At 38.8% G+C, this 18147-nt stretch carries 15 protein-coding genes and 2 riboswitches; of the genes, 6 read left to right on the forward strand and 9 right to left on the reverse strand.

From position 1 onward, the window contains the following. Positions 1-40: 40 nt before the first annotated feature. Positions 41-120, reverse strand: a riboswitch (glycine riboswitch). A 796-nt stretch (positions 121-916) separates the two neighbouring features. Next, a riboswitch (cyclic di-GMP riboswitch) is annotated at positions 917-1003 on the reverse strand. Positions 1004-1385: 382 nt separating this feature from the next. Continuing rightward, positions 1386-2240, reverse strand: a complete 855-nt coding sequence (locus BTO28_RS07415) for a DMT family transporter (RefSeq protein WP_076764908.1) — start codon at positions 2238-2240, stop codon at positions 1386-1388. A gap of 1139 nt (positions 2241-3379) precedes the next feature. Here BTO28_RS07415 and BTO28_RS07420 point away from each other — a divergent pair. Further along, positions 3380-5065 carry a methyl-accepting chemotaxis protein gene (locus BTO28_RS07420; protein WP_076764909.1) on the forward strand — a complete coding sequence of 562 codons (1686 nt, stop codon included), beginning with the start codon at positions 3380-3382 and terminating at the stop codon, positions 5063-5065. A gap of 232 nt (positions 5066-5297) precedes the next feature. Here BTO28_RS07420 and BTO28_RS07425 read toward each other — a convergent pair whose 3' ends face one another. Beyond that, complete coding sequence (locus BTO28_RS07425; protein WP_233129841.1) at positions 5298-5987, reverse strand: TrkA C-terminal domain-containing protein; 690 nt, start codon at positions 5985-5987, stop codon at positions 5298-5300. Positions 5988-6390: 403 nt separating this feature from the next. On the opposite strand from BTO28_RS07425, the gene BTO28_RS07430 reads away from it, so the two are divergent. Beyond that, entirely contained in the window at positions 6391-7194 is an 804-nt protein-coding gene (locus tag BTO28_RS07430) for an alpha/beta fold hydrolase (protein WP_076764911.1), read from the forward strand. A gap of 82 nt (positions 7195-7276) precedes the next feature. Next, entirely contained in the window at positions 7277-9010 is a 1734-nt protein-coding gene (locus BTO28_RS07435; RefSeq protein ID WP_076764912.1) for a glycoside hydrolase family 13 protein, read from the forward strand. A 164-nt stretch (positions 9011-9174) separates the two neighbouring features. On the opposite strand, the gene BTO28_RS07440 is transcribed toward BTO28_RS07435, so the two are convergent. From BTO28_RS07440 to BTO28_RS07450, 3 genes are all read right to left on the reverse strand, one after another. Further along, positions 9175-9993, reverse strand: a complete 819-nt coding sequence (locus tag BTO28_RS07440) for an STAS domain-containing protein (protein ID WP_076764913.1) — start codon at positions 9991-9993, stop codon at positions 9175-9177. A gap of 149 nt (positions 9994-10142) precedes the next feature. Next, positions 10143-10772, reverse strand: a complete 630-nt coding sequence (locus tag BTO28_RS16960) for an MBL fold metallo-hydrolase (RefSeq protein ID WP_144289467.1) — start codon at positions 10770-10772, stop codon at positions 10143-10145. 153 nt (positions 10773-10925) lie between these two features. Further along, a complete protein-coding gene (locus tag BTO28_RS07450) occupies positions 10926-11189 on the reverse strand; it encodes a DUF1292 domain-containing protein (protein ID WP_076764915.1) in 264 nt (87 codons plus the stop codon). 240 nt (positions 11190-11429) lie between these two features. Between BTO28_RS07450 and BTO28_RS17655 the strand changes: the two genes are divergently transcribed. Beyond that, a complete protein-coding gene (locus tag BTO28_RS17655; protein ID WP_269843861.1) occupies positions 11430-11831 on the forward strand; it encodes an NAD-dependent epimerase/dehydratase family protein in 402 nt (133 codons plus the stop codon). Further along, on the forward strand, positions 11807-12337 hold the full coding sequence (locus tag BTO28_RS17660) for an NAD-dependent epimerase/dehydratase family protein (RefSeq protein WP_269843862.1): 531 nt from the start codon (positions 11807-11809) through the stop codon (positions 12335-12337). The genes BTO28_RS17655 and BTO28_RS17660 overlap by 25 nt, the downstream gene beginning before the upstream one ends. A gap of 103 nt (positions 12338-12440) precedes the next feature. On the opposite strand, the gene BTO28_RS07460 is transcribed toward BTO28_RS17660, so the two are convergent. The 4 genes from BTO28_RS07460 to BTO28_RS07475 form a co-directional block, all read right to left on the reverse strand. After that, the gene (locus tag BTO28_RS07460) at positions 12441-13568 is read right to left on the reverse strand and encodes an NAD(P)/FAD-dependent oxidoreductase (protein WP_076764916.1); all 1128 of its coding nucleotides are present in this window, start codon (positions 13566-13568) and stop codon (positions 12441-12443) included. A 298-nt stretch (positions 13569-13866) separates the two neighbouring features. Continuing rightward, positions 13867-14673 (reverse strand): phosphosulfolactate synthase, encoded by an 807-nt coding sequence (locus BTO28_RS07465; RefSeq protein WP_076764917.1) that lies wholly within the window; start codon positions 14671-14673, stop codon positions 13867-13869. Further along, positions 14670-15356, reverse strand: a complete 687-nt coding sequence (locus BTO28_RS07470) for a 2-phosphosulfolactate phosphatase (RefSeq protein WP_076764918.1) — start codon at positions 15354-15356, stop codon at positions 14670-14672. The genes BTO28_RS07465 and BTO28_RS07470 overlap by 4 nt, the downstream gene beginning before the upstream one ends. A gap of 269 nt (positions 15357-15625) precedes the next feature. After that, positions 15626-16843 (reverse strand): MFS transporter, encoded by a 1218-nt coding sequence (locus tag BTO28_RS07475; protein WP_076764919.1) that lies wholly within the window; start codon positions 16841-16843, stop codon positions 15626-15628. A gap of 379 nt (positions 16844-17222) precedes the next feature. On the opposite strand from BTO28_RS07475, the gene BTO28_RS07480 reads away from it, so the two are divergent. Further along, on the forward strand, positions 17223-17885 hold the full coding sequence (locus BTO28_RS07480) for a YitT family protein (protein ID WP_269843863.1): 663 nt from the start codon (positions 17223-17225) through the stop codon (positions 17883-17885). Positions 17886-18147: the final 262 nt, after the last annotated feature.

Below are 18147 nucleotides of genomic sequence, written 5' to 3' on the forward strand. Positions count from 1 at the left end.
GCTATATTATCCTTGTCAGAATACGTAAACACGTGCTTTAATTTATACTCCTGTCCTTTTGCCTGAGATTGTGAACCCTTCGGCGCCGCAAAGATTTGCGATCTCTCCAGAAACTGCTCCTGCTAAAGTTTAACCCTTAACAATCATAGCGTATTTGTTATTTGATTGTAAGCATGATTAAGTAAACAGCCAGCATCTCTTTTTTTCACATTTTATCATTATACCACAATTAAAATTAGATGTAATATTTTAAAAATTATTTTCCACTTTCATTCGTTGGTTTTGTGAGAATAATAATTTCGGAAAGTGACCAAACATCGCCCCGGTTATTTCAATAGGAAACGTAAAACATGGGTTTTTAATGTTGTTGAGTTTACCACTAGGAAATACTTTCACATCCAACCCACTAACTGTCTGACGCTAAATTTTTGCTCTTTTAGCCAATTACGTTTGATTTAATCCGTCTCTTGCTCGATTTTTCATTTTATCAACTCACGCCAATTGTAGTATTAATTTTTTGGGAACGAAACATCTTTAAAGGAGGAGCTTGTCACGGAAACTGGCGCAGCCTTGCTGTGTGGGCTGCCGGTATTGAAATAATGAAACACAAGAAGGAAAGATAGTAATTTGAGCAATCAGAGAAGAAAGGCTGAACAGCAAAACAGACGCCATTCCTTGTGTTCCAAGGGATGGCGCCTGTTTTGGCAGGCCTTTTAAATACAACATAATTTCATTATGTTGTATTGCTATTGACTCATTAACTCAATAGCTTTTTTTAAAAGAGCAAGATCTTTGGTTATCTCTTCTTTAGTCCGTACATCATGGCAACGCTCATACTCGCCATGTAAACGAGTGAGCTCTCTCATAAAGATAAAACGGTCTTTATTGTCACTCAAGGCGGTGTGTTCCTTTCCACTTCTGCAACCCGGCTATCTTAGCCTCTAGAAGCCATAGACCCGTGGCTTTGCGTCCTAATCTTTCGATTAGTTTGCCCTTAATTATTTGAGTTAATTTTACTATGAATGTTAAGAAAAAACACTAACAATTCAAATTTTTTCACGTGATGTCGCTATGGATTGCCTGCCCCTCCTCCATATAATCATCATGTTATTATATAAACCCACTTAGATTAAAATTTTTACATAGCCTTCCTCTACTAAATAGTGTGCTTCAATAAGCCAAATAAACAAACTAACAAATAACGAACTTATGGAAGTCCTTTTTTCAATATTTACACAGATTCCTCATAAAAGTTTGATCATATTTAAAATCGTTCTTCTCTCAAGCACCTTACAGTTGAACAATCATAAACTATTGCATACCAACCAATTTTTTTAAACTGACCTAGAATGAATGTATGTAAAATACTTTTTTGCAATATGCCTTCACAAGCTGGCTAACACCGCCCCCAAAATGGTGACCAATCCACCAACCAAGGTCAGCCCCGATATTTGTTCTTGCAATATTAGAACCCCTAATAAAACGGTCCAAACGGGAAGGAGGTTAATATAAGGGGCTGCACGTCCCGCTCCGACGATTTTCACACCGGCATTCCATGCAAAATACGCCACTACGGACGCAAATGTACTAACATAGACGATACAAATCCATGCATTTGGCGTCATATTAATAGAGCCTAGGTCAACCGTTCCAATACAGCTAACTAAACTAAGAAGTGTGCCGTAAAAAGCGGCTCCGGCTGTCATGGTCAGCGGATCTATCTGTTTGCCGTATTTTTTCCCAAGAACCGTATACATGCCCCAAGCCACACAAGATAAAAGAATGGCAGCTTCTCCTATCATAGACCCTTCAGAAGAAACACCCTGTTTACCTTGGACGAGCAGGATAACACCAAATATTGATATAACTGCGCCAATCCACGCTTTTGGTTTAACCTTCTCTTTAAGGAACATTGGAGTAAAGATTAAGATGGTAATGGGAATGCCTGCTGAGATCATGCCTGCCTGAGAGGCACTGATAGATTTTAATCCTATATAATTTAGAGTAGAAAAGGCGAAGATACCGAGAAACCCTAGCACTAAAAATTCTTTCCACCATTTGATAATAGGAAGCTGCTTCTTGCTTAGAACCAGTAATCCCCAAAGGATAAGGGTTGAAACAGCCCAGCGTACCGTGTTCAATAACGTGGCAGGTAAAGCAGAGCCTAAGTAACGTCCGCATATGTAGTTGCCTGCCCACAGGAGAGTGGCTGTGACCAATAGTAAAATGCCTTTTTTCATGATGCTAATTCCTTTCTTGCTTCCCCAAGCGATAAGATAAAGAGAAAACGTTTATTAATAACAATTGAATAGTAATAAGAAGCACGGCCTGCTTTTCACAATCAGTCCCTTCTTAACTTTAAGAAATTGCTTTTCATTGGGTCCTACTGTTCTTCAATCTTCCATGAAGATGCGCTGCGTAACTAACATCTCGGTTTAAATGATCGAATTTGCTTAAATTTAAAGCCATATGATTCTTTTTTGTTTTTTCGAACTTTCACCACTAATCCAGGAGAAAGGTTTCTTGAATTACAGACGTTTTTACTGTAAGTGCATGCTGATTTTCGGTCAAACCTGCATTTAGAACCCCACCCCATGGAAGACTACAGGCAGTCCGTTTATACATCCAACTGATCCCGGGCAAAAGGGATATGCAACCGCCCCATACTAAAAAACAAAGCTTTTTCCGGCTCCGTCATTCATTACACACTGCCAACTGTTAGGAAAGATGGATTTGGTAATGTCCCCTTCTATGATGCACTAATAAAATAAAATTTACAAAAGCCATTACGGTGTTGGTTTATTATGCCCATCTTCCTTTAAAAATGGAAAATCGGTTGTTTGACCCATTTTGCTTTCGAGTAGTCTTTTGAAGCCAGCTTATCCTGATGATTTTTCAGTAATGCCCCTCTTTTACGCTGCCAATTACTTTATTACTAGAGCTATAGGTTCTGTATGTAGGAAAGTTTCTATCTTTTGAATAACCGTAGCATGAATGCGGTATCAATGCATCTGAAAGCTGCAGTCAAATACCGTAATATGTATTTCACTATTTCGACATAATTCTTTGTTTTTGTCGAAAAATGTCGATAAAGTGGTTGTTAGTTTATTGTAGGTTGTTATAATTAAAATTCATTGAAAATAATTCAAAGGTCATGGGTAATTAAAACCAAGGAGTATGTAGAGTCGATTTCCTATTCATTACAGCTCAATTAACAGAATCATCGCTGGATATTTCAATTATTAACATAAACAGTTTATTTGCTTCTTTACAAGATATAGAGTCGATTCGGAGACAAATAAGCCAAGTGCAGAATGAGGCAACAAAATAGATTTTTTCTTAAATTTTACTAGTAATAGTTAATGGAGGTAATTAAAAGATGAGTATAGGTAAAAAATTGTTTAGTGGTTTTTTGGGGGTAATTATCCTGTTATGTCTTATCACAGGAATCAGTGTGTATCAGCTGACCTCTATAACCAGTACGTACTCCGATTTGATAAATCTACAAACAGCCAAAGTGATTAATGCAAAAGAAATTAAATATGTCGCTGCAGAACAAGCGAAGAGCATCCGGGGATATGTAATAACTGGAAACGACAAATTACTTCAAGATTTTGAGAATGCACAAAAAGATTTCAGCTCGGCACATAAAAAATTAGGGACTCTTTTAGAAACTGATTCGGGAAAAAAGATGCTGGAAGAATTAGATCAATTACAAGTCGACTACATTCAAACCGCTGACCAAGTAATTGCTTACAAGCAACAAAATAACACTGCCGGCTATACTAAGCTGCTTACGGGAGAATTAGCTCCCTTGACAGATGAAATATCTAAAAAGGCAATTGAACTGGAGAAGCTTTGCCAAGATGTATTGGATCAAGAAAATGAAACAACGCTGCAGCTTGCAACCCAAGTGAAAAATGTATTATTAGTAGTCGCAGCAATTGCTGTATTAGCCGGATTTTTAATTGCCTTCTATATTGGACGCATAATCTCTAAACCTGTAACAAAAGTAGCTCAAGCGGCGAAACAAATTGCAGATGGAAACCTCTCGATTTCAGATATTGAGGTGAAAAACAAGGATGAAATTGGAGAGATGGCTAAAGCTTTTAACCGAATGAAAAAGGATTTACAGGAATTAATACGCAAACTAGGAGAAAGTGCTGATCAGATTGCGGCATCTTCTCAACAATTATCTGCAAGTTCTGAGCAATCTATGCAGGCCGCCAGTCAAGTGACAGAGACTGTCCAAGATATTTCAACTGCAGCTGAAGATCAAATCAATAGCATGGAAGATAATAAAAAGGGAATGGAAGAAAGTTCAGCTGGTCTGCAGCGAATTGCCGAATCAGCTTCAACAGTATCTGAGTCATCAACTGAGGTTCTAGGTGAAGCTGAACAAGGAAACGAGATTATTGAAAAAACAATACATCAAATGGAAGGTATAACTGTTTCTGTCCAAGATGTATCGGCAGTCATAAAAGATCTAGGTGAAAACTCAAAAGAAATTGGCAATATTACTGCAGTAATTAAACAAATTGCTGACCAAACAAACCTCCTTGCACTAAATGCGGCAATTGAAGCAGCACGTGCCGGCGAACATGGTAAAGGATTTGCAGTTGTTGCAGATGAAGTAAGAAAGCTTGCTGAACAGTCACAGCAATCCTCCAAACAGATTGAATCAATTATTAACACAATACAAGAAAATACAGGCCACGCTGTAAACGTAATGGAAAAAGGGACAGAGGATGTCAAGTCAGGAACAGAGATTGTAAATCAAGCGGGACAAGCTTTCCGTCGAATCCTTAACTCCATTCAGGAAGTAACGACTCAGGTCCAAGAAGTATCCGCTGCAACGGAAGAAATATCAGCAAGTACGGAGCAATTAACAGGTTCTATGGATCAGCTTACAAAAGCTTCCGCGAAAATTGCAACAAGTACGCAAGGGGTTGCAGCATCATCCGAAGAACAGCTTGCATCCACACAAGAAATTGCAGCTTCTGCAGACTCTTTAAGTAAGCTTGCTCAAGAATTACAAAAAGAAGTATCTAAATTTAAAATATAATTAGGATAACCAAAAGGGAAACAAACATTATGTCTGTTTCCCCTTTTATCTTTTTAGAAGAGACTGGATTAATTAAAAATCACTTCTTTTAAGGTACTAAAGGATTTTGGCCCTCTTTCCTCGAGTAAGAGCACGTTGCGGTCATTCATAATTAGCACCATAGCACAGCGACTTAATAATTTATCTTATAATCAACCAGCACTGAAGCTTTGAGCCAAAAAATGTTTTTGGCTTAAGCACGCTCAATTTCTTGTGGTTCCTCTTTTCCGTCTTTCGTTAAAAACTTCTTTTCAATCTCTTCTTTATTTCCGTACAGAAAAAGATCATCACCGGCTTGAATGCTTTCATTGTGCATCGTGTTTCGAATGTTTATTTCACCGCGTTTGATAAAGAGCAGCGTAATATCTTCTTCATTTTTAAACAAGTCGACTACCTTTTTTCCAACGAGTTTAGAATTTTCCTCTATCGCGACTTCTGTTACGACATCATTTTCGTCCAAGTATAAGGCGTCTTTAATCGGAAGTTCAGAAATGTCGAGATTTTTATGCAATTCATAATCAAACTTATCTCGAAGCTTGTTTTGTAGAATAGGGATTTTTCCGATAAGCAGCACAATGGCTAGGACAGTATTGATCACGAGCAACTCTTTTAAACGCAAATCATCCGACAACATATTCGTCATGGCGGAAATGACAACTGCAAGGGAAAAAGCACCAAACAATATTAAAAATGCACTAATCCGTCTTCGAATTGGATGGTCAATTATTAACTGGGATTCATCCGTTGTGAATCCAGTGCCTGTCAGCATGGAAATGACCTGATATCGGGAAACCGGTTTTTTCAGACCAGTGATATAAAAAAGAATAACCGAAACCTCAATGACAAGCATAATAATTAGCAGATAAAGGAAGATAAAAAGCATTTCCACTGTGTTCTCCCCTTCTTTCTTCAATCTATTCTTATAAAGAATACCCTTTGATCTTTTAATAAAAACAAAGCATGAAATAAGATGAATCACCAGCCTAAAGAAGATATATTTTAACAACCCGTATAGCTTTTTGTTATCCTCTTAATCGTTTGATACTCCAGAACCATTACACCATACGGAGAACTCTTTTTCTTATATGCTCTGATACCGAATAATCTTCGAAATCACGGTGCCCTTTAGGTATGTCCAATTCTTGCAAAATTATCCCTTATAAATAGTTCAACTTATAGATAATTTTTGCAATGAAGAATGATTTTAAAAAATAAAACGGGGGTATCTAAATAAAGAATCTTTATGGGAATGTAACACTTACATAGAAATGAATGGAGATGCTAGTATGCCATATGTGAAAACAGATGATTCTGTCTCGCTTTATTACAAGGTCAAAGGGAAAGGAAGACCCATTGTCTTTATCCATCCGCCGGTTATCGGACATAAGGTTTTTAAACATCAGGAACAGCTGGCAGACCGCTATCAAACTATTTTTTATGATCTTCGAGGCCATGGACAGAGCACCGCCGGAGATATACCTTTATCCATTCCCCTTTTATCGAAAGATTTAAAAAAGCTGCTCGATGAAATCGGGATTGAGAAAGCGGTTATTTGCGCTTTCTCAAATGGCGGCACGATTGCACAAGAGTTCGCTTTACAATACCCGGAGCGGACAGAAGCACTAATCCTATCTGGCGGGTACTCTGAAGTGAATAGTTTCTTCCTGAAAAGCACCATTAAACTCGGCATGATGTTTTCTAAACGAAACCAAGTTCCACTTATCGCAAAGGTGCAGGCAAAAACGCACAAAGTCACAAAAGAGGATGAAGAAGATTTTTATCTCTACGCTTCTAAAGCCAATCCTCAACGTGTCTATGAATTTTGCGAGGCAGGTCTTTCCTATTCGGCAACGGAACGGCTCCACAAATTAACAATGCCTGTCCTCCTCGTCTATGGTTCTAATGAAAAAACGATGCATCATTACCGCAAACCTTTTCAAGCGGCAGCCGCCCAAGTAAAAGTTAATTATATTAAGGGTGCCTTTCATGAAGTTCCACCGCGGCATTTCAGTGAGTTTAATGAAGCAATCCACCGATTTTTGAATCAAAAAGGTACCTTAAGTCAAACGGAAGAACTGATTTTAACCTGATTGAAAAAACACCCTTGGTCTTAACCTCACCTCTTGAATATCCCAGAGATGAGCCCTTTTCCGATTAATAAGGAGGGTTTACATGTTTAAACAAGCAATCTATCATCGCCCAAAAAATAATTTTGCCTATTCCTACGATGATGAAACCGTGCATATACGAATGAGGTCTATGAAAACGGATCTTACAAACGTGATTCTTTTGCACGGTGACCCGTACATGTGCGAAGACGGGATTTGGCAGCATACAAAAAAAGAAATGAAGTATGCTGGATCAGATGAGCTTTTTGATTATTGGTTTGCGGAAGTAAAGCCCCCATTCCGTCGTCTTCGTTACGGGTTTCAATGCGTAAGCAACGAAACAACTGCTTATTACACTGAAAGAGGTTTCTTTGATGAAGCTCCAGGAGACAGCGGTGCTTATTTTAGTTTTCCATTTTTAAATCCGGCTGATGTTTTCTGTGCGCCCCATTGGGTGAAAGAAACCATATGGTACCAAATTTTCCCTGAGCGATTTGATAATGGAGATTCGACATTAAACCCGCCTGGAACATTACCTTGGGGAGGTGTTCCAGAGAGGGATAATTATTTCGGGGGAGACTTTCAAGGAATCATAAATCGCCTTGATTATTTGCAGGAGCTTGGAGTAAACGGAATTTACTTTACACCTATTTTTAAAGCCAAAACAAATCATAAGTATGACACTATAGACTATATGGAAATTGATCCGCAGTTTGGAGATAAAAAGATTCTAAAACAGCTGGTGCGCGAATGCCATAAAAGAGGAATCAAAGTCATGCTGGATGCTGTTTTTAATCATAGCGGCTATTACTTTGGCCCATTTCAAGATGTTGTTAAAAATGGAGAGCAGTCTATTTATAAGGACTGGTTTCATATTCGGAAGTTTCCGCTGCAAGAAGGCGAAACCATAAACTACGATGCATTCGGCTTTGAAAAAATCATGCCGAAATTTAATACAGAAAATCCTGAGGTCAGAGATTATTTATTGAAAGTCGCAGCCTATTGGATTGAGGAATTTGATATTGACGGCTGGCGGCTTGATGTTGCAAATGAAGTAGACCACCAGTTTTGGCGCGATTTTCGACGGACAGTGAGAGCAGTGAAACCTGATGTTTATATTCTAGGTGAAATATGGCATGACTCTATGCCATGGTTGAATGGAGACCAGTTTGATGCTGTAATGAATTACCGTTTCTCTCATGCGGTTGTTGATTTCTTTGCGAAGGGTGCCATTACGGCGGAGGAATTCAAACATGAGATGATTCACATACTGCAGTCGTATCCCGTCTCTGTCAATGAAGCTGCCTTCAATTTACTTGGAAGTCACGATACGCCAAGAATTTTGACAGTAGCTAAAGAAAATAAAGAAAATCTCATGCTCGCCTTTTTGTTCACACTGTCTTTTCAAGGGTCGCCTTGTATCTACTATGGCGACGAAATTGGCATGACGGGAGAACAAGATCCTGGCTGTCGAAAATGCATGATCTGGGATGAGGAAAAGCAAGACCGCGACTTATTCCAATTCATCCAAAAATTGATTTCATTCCGGAGAAGCATCCCGGTTTTTGGAAATGGAGGAGACTTTACGTTCAAGTATCTCCATCCTGCATTAATCAGCTATGTGAAATCTAGCAGGAATGAAAAGATGTTGTTAATTCTCAATCCTGAAAATAAGTTGATCCAAGTAGATATACCGGATGAATTTATAGGAGCGGTGAATCTCTGGACGAATTCTCCGTTCACAGAGCGTACATCCGAAATCCGCCAAAAACACTTTTTGATTTTGCATAAAAAATAGTTCATCACTTAGAATGAGAAAGCCTGATCGTCAAAAGGCAGCGATCAGGCTTTTTTTGACTTTAAGATTGTATTTCCTTAAGAGAGCTCTTTTAATTTAGAAGGTGTTTATTGCCAAATGTTACTGATAACAACTCTTTTTCAACAGAGTTAGTAGCAAAAACATTACTTAATACTTTCTAAAGCTTTCTTAACAGTGGGATACGTCTCAATTGCAGAGATGCTAATTCGGCTGTTGACCACTATTTGTGCCAGTTCAGGACGTAAACCTGTAGTGATAACATGAATTCCCATTAACTGAAGCATGTTTCCTATTTGATGGAGATATTCTGCAACGTCTACATTAATAGTGAAAATGCCTGAAAAGTCTGCAATGACGTGATTAATTTCCATGTCAGCTATTTTGGGGATAACATGCTCCATAATATAATTAGCCCTGTAGTGATCCATTTCGCCAATCAAGGGAAGAATCACAATGCCATTTTTAACAGGAATAACAGGGGCAGATAATGCCGCCAGTTCTTTTTGTGTTTCTTCCTTCGCTTCATCTATAAGACGTTCAAAAGCTATTACTGTTTCATTTAAGCTGATGTCTAGCATTGTGTTAATCCGTTTAATAATTAGAGCATTTTCCTTTACAGACAACCCAAGCTCTATACTAATTCTCGTTAAAATTTCCGTATAGACGTCTCTAGTCGGTGGATAACGAACCGCGATTTCGGAGATTTTCCTTCCGGAGGATACTTGCATTGCTGCATTTCTTTTACTCCAATCGATAAAGGTATCGGGAACTATATCTTCACTTTCTTGAATAAGTGATTCCCCGAAAAACCTTAGAAGCTCGACATATATGGCAATTGCTTGTTCTTTTTCCCAATCAGGAATGTCCAATTTCATTCGGTGGATAACCCCTTCTACCACTTCAATAGCTAAGGACTCCCCATTTTCGTTTATATACTTAGAAAAATCAAAGAACAAGCTCATTGATATTCACCCTTTTTTTCTATTTTAATTACGTTATTATAACCTAAAAAGCTTCTTTTTCAATCAACCTGCTCAGTGAATTGAAGAAGAAAATCAAAAAGAGCAGCATGCAGCCGCTCTTGAAAGATGTTTAATAGAGATATATGTTTTTATTTCATACTCCCTTTTTCCACAGATCTTTGGACACTATTTTGCAGCGAGTCTGGGAATACTTCATGTAATACATCGTTGATGATATGAATTGGGTTCCATTGATGATCGGATACTGAAATCAACGGCTGAGCTTTTGGAAATAACTTTTGGCTGATCTCATTTTTCGAACATCCTTGTTTATAAAGGATGATTATCTCATTCTGCAAATCTTGCAGCCACTCTTTTTTCTTTCGTAAAAGCGTTTTGCCATCCTCCACGTACCCTAAATGGGAGCAAAACATTTCTTGAAAATCAAACATTAATACCCTTGAAAGTGATTCAATTGCAACAGATACAGATTCGCCGGGAAGCATCCCTTTTGGTTTGACACTCGTCAGTAGATCTCCGGAAAATAAAATACCCGTCTCCTTATTGAACAACACTACATGATCGTTTGAATGGCCCGGCGTATGGACAACGCTCCAATTTTTATTTCGTGAACTAATCGATTCTCCGAGAGGGGCTGCCGTGAATCCTTCTCTTATCCCCCAAAAACCTTGCCGAAAAGGGTGATATTCCTTAACATTCGAGCATTCAGTCAAAGAATCCGGATGTATGTAAAGAGGGATTTGCTTATTTTGCTGAATCCACTTTCAGCGCTTTCAATTCCTTCAAATCAAGGAACATAATCCTATCTATCTCGTCTTAATATCATAAAAACTTTAATCAAATGAAAATTCCGACTACATAGAGGAAGAAGAGAGGGAAATGAATTATTCTCCTCTCTTCTCATGGTCTAATTACTGTTCAATGGATTCATCAAACGCAACAAATACTTTATCAAATTCCTCGCCGCTCTCAATAATCGTTAATTGTTCTTCGTCATCAATTTTGAAAAAGAAGATCTCGATTTCTTCACCAGGCTCTTTTTGCGTTTCTTCTACAGATCCGACAGCGGCGTATTCAGTTCCGTCGATGCTTAATGTGCCAAGCACTTCAAATTCTTGCTCCTGATTATTCTCATCCATCAACGTTAAAATGTCGCCTCTTTCAATTTTTTCCATACTGCATTTGCCTCCTATGCCCTTGTAAAATAATTGTGTCAAAGTATTATCCCCAATCGTTAAAAAAACAAATAATAAAATTCTCAGTCCAAACCATTTTTAATTGAACGTGCTGCTACTCATAAAACAATTACAAAGGGGAATTCTATCCAAGATATTAGGTATAAACTTCTGAGAAGGATGAGCTTATTTGAATTTCATTGTCTGAATAATCGAATGATAAAAAAAGGAGCAGTAAATATGAAAGTAGTCGTAACAGGAGCAGCAGGTAAAATCGGGCGATGGACTGTGAGAACAATTTTAGAAGCGGGGCATGAGGTGATCGCTACAGATAGAAAATTAAGAGAGGAGTCTGCATCGAAAAATTTCATTCAAGCTGAATTGCGAGATTACGGCCAGGTCTGTCAGCTTTTCACAGGATGTGATGCAGTTGTCCATCTTGGAAATATACCTACCGATGTACGCAACACTTCCCAGGCTATATTTGAAAATAATATGCTCGTTAATTTTAATATCCTTGAAGCTTGTAAAGATCTTAAAATTCCTAAAGTTGTGTGGGCATCAAGTGAAACTGTTTTGGGATACCCTTTTGTTCCGGAAGAGCTAGTTACCTTCCAGTGGATGAAGAACACCCATCAATAGTCAAGTCCTCATACGCAATGGCAAAACGGCTGACTGAAATCATTTCAGAAATGTTCCATAAACTTTCTAACACACAGATCGTGGCTCTTCGATTTGCCAATATATATGAGCCTGATGAATATGAAAAAATTCCTATCATGCATTGGAATGATAAGGAAAGGGATGTTCAAAAGAAAAACGCTTGGGCTTATTGCGATGTCAGGGACGCTGCAAAGGCCTGTCTTCTTGCAATAGAAAAGAAGAATTTAGGAAATGACATATTCCATATCACGGCCCCGGATACCATTATGCTCGACCTTAGCCATGATTTAGTAAAGAGGTTTTTCCCTAATGTAGCTTTAAAGAGAAACGTGCAAGGTCATGAGACGCTAATGGCAATAGATAAAGCCCGAAAGATCCTCGGTTATGAACCACGGTATACTTGGCGTACTGTTCTAAATAATGATGGCACCGCCAAGGCGCTGCCTGAGGACCAGCTTGCTTTATCAAAAACAACAGATATATAAAACAAATCACCTCAGTCTGTTGGTCTTCTCTATATAAAATTAAAGATTCCAACATTATTGGGCAAGTGGCAATCCTTTTTTAAAAACAAAAAGCAACGGGGGATTAACTGTCCCCGATTGCTTTTTGAATATCATAATCATTTACATCGATATCCAAATCCATTTCGAGCGCCATCTTCGCTAGTTGTTCCCCAATATATGGACCCATTGTCAAACCGGACGACCCTAGCCCATTTGCCACGATCATTCCATCCCAGCCTGGAAGAACGCCTATTACCGGCAGGAAACCAGGTGTGAAGGGGCGAAAACCAACTCTTGCTTCCAGAAAAGTGCTATTCAATATAGTAGGAGCCATTTCTAGGCCTTTATTCAGAAGTTCCTGTATACCACCAGCTGTTATCCGTGAATCATAGCCGTCTGTATCATCTTCGTGAGTCGCCCCTATGACAATCCTCTGGTTATCAAAAGCTAGAAGATACTCGCTAGAAGGCGGCATAATGACTGGCCACGTGCCTGTTTCATGATCATCAGGTACCTGTACATGCAAAATTTGTGCTTTTTGAAAGCTAACTTTAAAATGAATTCCTAACGGCTTTATTAATTGATTTGCCCAGGCACCAGCACAAACAATTACCTTGTCAGACGAATAGCTTACATCACCGACAGCTACTCCTGTTACTCGGTTTGAATGATATTGAAGCACCGCATCCCCGGTTAGAAGCACTGCGCCTTTTCTTTGTGCAGATCGCAGTAAAGCATCACGCAAGGTCCGGCCATCAACACGGGCTCCTCCGCTAATATGTACAGAATGGTACTGTTCAGCCAGCAGAGGAAATAGATCGCTTGTTTCTTTTTCAGAAAGCTGGGCGATCTCTCCGATTTCTGGTGCGTCTGCTTTTCGTGTTTGTGCACGCTCTTCCATATTTCGTATTTTTTCGATATCTTTATGTATACTGAGAACACCTACTCGAGCATAACCCGTTTCTGTCTCGCCATCACGTTTAAGTTCTTCTATCAAATCAGGGTAAAAGCGTGCCCCCGCTTTTGCCAGCTGGTACCAAGCCTGATTGCGCCGCTGTGATAACCAAGGACAAATAATCCCTGCAGCGGCATCGGTAGCCTGTCCTTTATCTTTACGATCGATAATTAATACCTCAGCACCCATTTTTGCCAGCTGGTAGGCTGTTGATGCTCCGAGAATTCCAGCCCCAATTACGATTACCTTTTTCATAATCACTGCCCTTTCCTAACTCGCATGATCTTATAAATTCATACCATATATTATGACGAATAGTGCAAGAAATTAAAACGAATCGGATTATTAGGTGAAATGTTCTTTTAAAAAAGCAGGGAGGAGATGACGTGAAAGTTCATCTTAATATTATATTGAATACATATTATGGAGTTGCTTTTACGCTTTTCTCCATTAATAGTGCAATTCCCACTCCTCCAAAATAATGTAAGAGCAAAACGTTGACATGGTAGATTGCAGAATATCATTTCAGTAGTAACGGCCAATGATTTTCTGCTTATATCTCTTGTTTCATTCTATATTCCTCATTGATCTCATACTGCTGTTTTAGGTAGAAGGTGTCCGACCTTAGTCCAAGCCTTAATGTTTCAAGCGGAATAGGATCCGCGAATGAAATATTGGCCAGGTTGACGTTCGATCCAATCAGGTTAATAAAAACCGTTTGCATTTTTTTAGTTGGAGCTTCAAAAATAATCTTTTGTAAATCAGCTCTAGCTTCTATAATTTTGTCAACAATTTCAAGCCTCATCTCTCCATTATCAAGGCATATCCCACTAGTTCCGCTTTCCCTGGCTTCTGTAATGACCTTTTCGGATCCGGACTCCATATCCTCCAAAATCCACTCAACCCATTCAGAAGCACCCTGAGACATGGATTTCTTGCTGTCCTTAGCCCCGACTTCACTAAAAACAATAAAATCCTTTGAAAAATCTTTAATATACATGGCTTTCTCTCTGTTGGGCATCTCAAGCGTTCCGTTCGAAATTTCGATATACCTGCAGTTAAATTTACGGATAAATCTTTCAAAGTCGCTCACTTTATTCTGGCTTACAAACTTCTCAAATAACGTTCCACCGAAAAAGAAGTCCACCCCGTTTTCTTGCAGGCAGGCGATCTTCTTTTCCAAATGTTTTGTTACTACAGATGTCCCCCACCCGAATTTTACAAAATCTATATATTGATCTGAGCTATTAATCGTATCCTGAAAAAACTGTAGTGGGACTCCGTTATCAATCAGAACGGTGATTCCATCCATTCTTGGTTTACAGCTTCTTTTCGGCAGGTTGAGCCCGGTATAGATCATGAATCCACCCTCACAATTCTTGGTAAATTATTTTTCTGATTCACTTTCATTACAAAGTGAGAATTCAGTTCTTTCAAACACATCTCTATATCACCGCTGTTAAACTCCGGCCGGTTATCGTCAAAAAACTTTTGAGCAGACTCTGATCCTTTTATTCTGGAAGATGCCTCGGCCGCCCGCCGGCAGTCTCGGTTGTCGATGATATCTTTCATATATTCAGCACAGGCAAGATCATCATCCCCGGTAGGATGGGAAGCGATAATTTGGATTTTTTTATCCGCTCCAAACGTTTCTTCAATGTATTCTGCTGTCGTTCTGGCATTAGAAAAACCCGTGACGAAAAGATGTTTTGCATCGAGCGCATTCAAAGCAGCTTTCACTCCATTGGTTGTCTTCTGGACAAGTGTCTTCCCTTCAAGCTCCGTTTCAATAAGGCTCTTTGGGGAATTATCAAGGTCAAACCCGGCAATATACAATCCATTCTTTTCGCCTGCCAGCAAATATTCAGGCTGTCTTTCCTTCACTTGAAATGCTGAATGGATTGTATCTGCAAGCAAAATCTCTTTTGCACCTTTTATAAAAGCGTAGTGTGCAAATGTAAAAGCACGAATGACATCAATGACAACATTCACGTCGGCACGGGCCAAGTGGCAGGAGTGTCCCTGATAAATCGTAACTGCCATCGTTCGCTCCTCTCCATTTTCAACACTCTCTCATCTGACGGGTTTAGAACGGTCGCCATATTAGCCTATACCTAATTTATGCACCCATTTTTCAGATGGTACTTGACTTTTATTTATTGGCTTTCTTTCGGAACTATTTTTCATGAGGGAAATGATCTGTTTACACAGTCATAAAATAAGCGGAGGATATTAATACTAGAGGATCATTCTTTCCAGTTTAATAGAAAAAGGACCGATGCACCCAAATCTGATGTACGATCCTTATTCCTTTAGTTTTCAATTTCATCAACTTTAATACATTTCATTACAATGAATAAAAGGACAACTCCTAGTACACCAGCTGAAATATAACCAATATTTAGAAAATCCTTCATCATTAGTGACATAATCGGCGGACCTGCAGCGACCCCGGCAAATCGTGACGAACTGTAAAAAGAAGTGATCGTGCCCCGCTCTTCCTTTTTAATATTTTGCGTAATAATGGCATCAAGTATAGGCATTAGCGCGCCGATTGCCATCCCAGCAATACTGGTAACAATTAAAAGAAGGGTTAGTTTCTTGCTTGTAAAGCCTACAAAAATAATACTGGCGGACAAAGCAATCAAACAAACGATGATTACTTTTCTCATCGTCGGTAAATTCCCTTTAATTTTACGGCCGGTAATAAAAGAAACAATACACAGTAAAAAAAGCGGAATCGCTATAACAAACCCTTTCGTTATTCCCTTTATATCGTGGACACTCTCAAGATTTTCAGATAAAAAAAATAAAACGGCGAATAACACAAGCATGGCAAAAAAACCAAGAAGGAATACGGAAAGCAGCCATTTCCCTTCCTTTTTAAATGTTTTTTTCGTGTTCTGCAAAAATTCTTTAAACTTTTTCGGCTCATCCTTTTCTTTAGGTGCTTTAATAAAGAAAAAAATCAGCACGATCGAAATGAGGCTAAAAACGGATATGGCGAAAAAAGGCAAAAACCATAAAAAAGCAGCAAATACGGAACCCAGGATAGGACTCAACACTTTTCCAAACGTGTTCGATGTTTCGATAATTCCTAAACAGGAGCTTGTTTTTTCATCATCATCTTTATATAGATCGCCAACTAATGGCAATACGATCGGCATTGCCCCTGATGCCCCAATCCCTTGCAAAACCCTGCCGATAATGATCCATGTAAACGGATCTTCCATTTTCCACGAAGCAAACCCGGCAATCAGTCCGCCAATTAATGCGAGGACCAGACTCGGCAAAATGACTTTTTTTCGTCCAAGCCGGTCTGATAAATACCCAACAACAGGCATAAGAAAAATAGCCGCAATGGAATAGCTTGTAATGATCATACTCGACTGAAAGGAAGAAATCCCTACCTTGCTTTCCAATATCGGCAGGACCGGTATAAGCATGGAATTTCCGAGTGTCATCACGAGGGGAATGGAGGCCATACTTACAATACACCACACGCTTACTTTGTCTACATTTTTATTCATACATGCACCTCGATTATTCAATGCTTGCGATGTTTTATACTACATGTATGGTTTCCTTGCGTATTTTTTTTATGCAATTGGTGTACAGGTATGGACCAGTTCGATTATTATGTTGTTCCGTTATTTCCATTACAAAAATTCCAGACGAGTAGTTTAAAAAGATTTACCATATTATTTTTTTACCTTATAACTGTAAGAATGAACCATTCATTCATATATCACCCGTAAACTGATGTTATACTATTAATATTGGAGTTGAAATGTACAGCCAATAGAATGAGGAATATATGAAGGGTACACCTAGTCATTCACTCTTCTTAAGAGACATACATTATAAGAGCAGGACTGCATGCCATTTAATTATTGGGGATGATTTTTTGTGAAAAGCAACGATAACCAATATGCCAAACCACTATTTCGCGGAATATTTAGAAAGTGCTTTCTTGTTGCTGTGGGAGCAGTCATGCAGGGATTCGCAATGGGTGTGTTTTTGTTCCCTAATTTCATTCCTTCTGGCGGAGGAGCGGGCTTAACAGTGCTGCTGAATTACTGGTTTCATATACCGCTGAGCATTGCGTTGTGGCTTGTAAACTCTTCCATGCTTTTATTTGCAGTCCACTATTTGGGGGGCTTCAGTGCTCTCGGTACTCTCCTCGGCATCACGATCACCTCTATTTCTGTCAATATATTCAATGTATATTTGGAGTCGCCATTTTCCCATGTATGGATAGATCTAGTATTCGGTTCTATTTTTTTTGGCACCGGTGTTTCGATTCTCCTTAGACAGGGCATTTCTAATGGAGGAATGGGTGTAATCGCTTTAATTATTGCCAAATATAAGAATATCAGTCCTGGAAAGCCGTTATTTTGGATTAACGGCATTATTTTTCTTATAACGTCTTATGTAATCGATTGGGAAATAGTCTTTCAAGCCATTACTTGTCAATGGATGTCTACCAAAATCATCAGTTGGTTATATAACGTATCTATCCCTAAAAATATACGAAATATACTGACTTTTGATTTCGTTTGGCGCAATTAATAATTTCCTGCTGAATGGAATCTCAAACACTGCATAGATTTATATGTTCAGAATTCTTCAGGATCTATAACCCTTTATCAAGCAGCTATGTCTATGGCTGCTCAAAAAAACTATATAACAAAGCGAAAGACACAGTATTGATATTACTGTGTCTTTGAATTCATTCTTGAATTTCTGCGAAAAAGTCAGAACAAAAGAGAAGGATCACTCTTAATCCAACGCCAAATACCATTGAATAAACAAAAGTCTCTTTTAATCCATA

This window comes from Domibacillus epiphyticus (assembly GCF_001975785.1).
Taxonomy (GTDB): domain Bacteria; phylum Bacillota; class Bacilli; order Bacillales; family Domibacillaceae; genus Domibacillus; species Domibacillus epiphyticus.

Coding starts and splice junctions, on each gene's coding strand:
- BTO28_RS07420 (WP_076764909.1), top strand. CDS start 3,380: ATGAGTATAGGTAAAAAATTGTTTAGTGGTTTTTTGGGGGTAATTATC.
- BTO28_RS07435 (WP_076764912.1), top strand. CDS start 7,277: ATGTTTAAACAAGCAATCTATCATCGCCCAAAAAATAATTTTGCCTAT.
- BTO28_RS07475 (WP_076764919.1), bottom strand. CDS start 16,843: ATGAATAAAAATGTAGACAAAGTAAGCGTGTGGTGTATTGTAAGTATG.
- BTO28_RS07425 (WP_233129841.1), bottom strand. CDS start 5,987: ATGCTTTTTATCTTCCTTTATCTGCTAATTATTATGCTTGTCATTGAG.
- BTO28_RS07460 (WP_076764916.1), bottom strand. CDS start 13,568: ATGAAAAAGGTAATCGTAATTGGGGCTGGAATTCTCGGAGCATCAACA.
- BTO28_RS07440 (WP_076764913.1), bottom strand. CDS start 9,993: ATGAGCTTGTTCTTTGATTTTTCTAAGTATATAAACGAAAATGGGGAG.
- BTO28_RS07415 (WP_076764908.1), bottom strand. CDS start 2,240: ATGAAAAAAGGCATTTTACTATTGGTCACAGCCACTCTCCTGTGGGCA.
- BTO28_RS07430 (WP_076764911.1), top strand. CDS start 6,391: ATGCCATATGTGAAAACAGATGATTCTGTCTCGCTTTATTACAAGGTC.
- BTO28_RS07450 (WP_076764915.1), bottom strand. CDS start 11,189: ATGGAAAAAATTGAAAGAGGCGACATTTTAACGTTGATGGATGAGAAT.
- BTO28_RS17655 (WP_269843861.1), top strand. CDS start 11,430: ATGAAAGTAGTCGTAACAGGAGCAGCAGGTAAAATCGGGCGATGGACT.
- BTO28_RS07470 (WP_076764918.1), bottom strand. CDS start 15,356: ATGGCAGTTACGATTTATCAGGGACACTCCTGCCACTTGGCCCGTGCC.
- BTO28_RS07465 (WP_076764917.1), bottom strand. CDS start 14,673: ATGATCTATACCGGGCTCAACCTGCCGAAAAGAAGCTGTAAACCAAGA.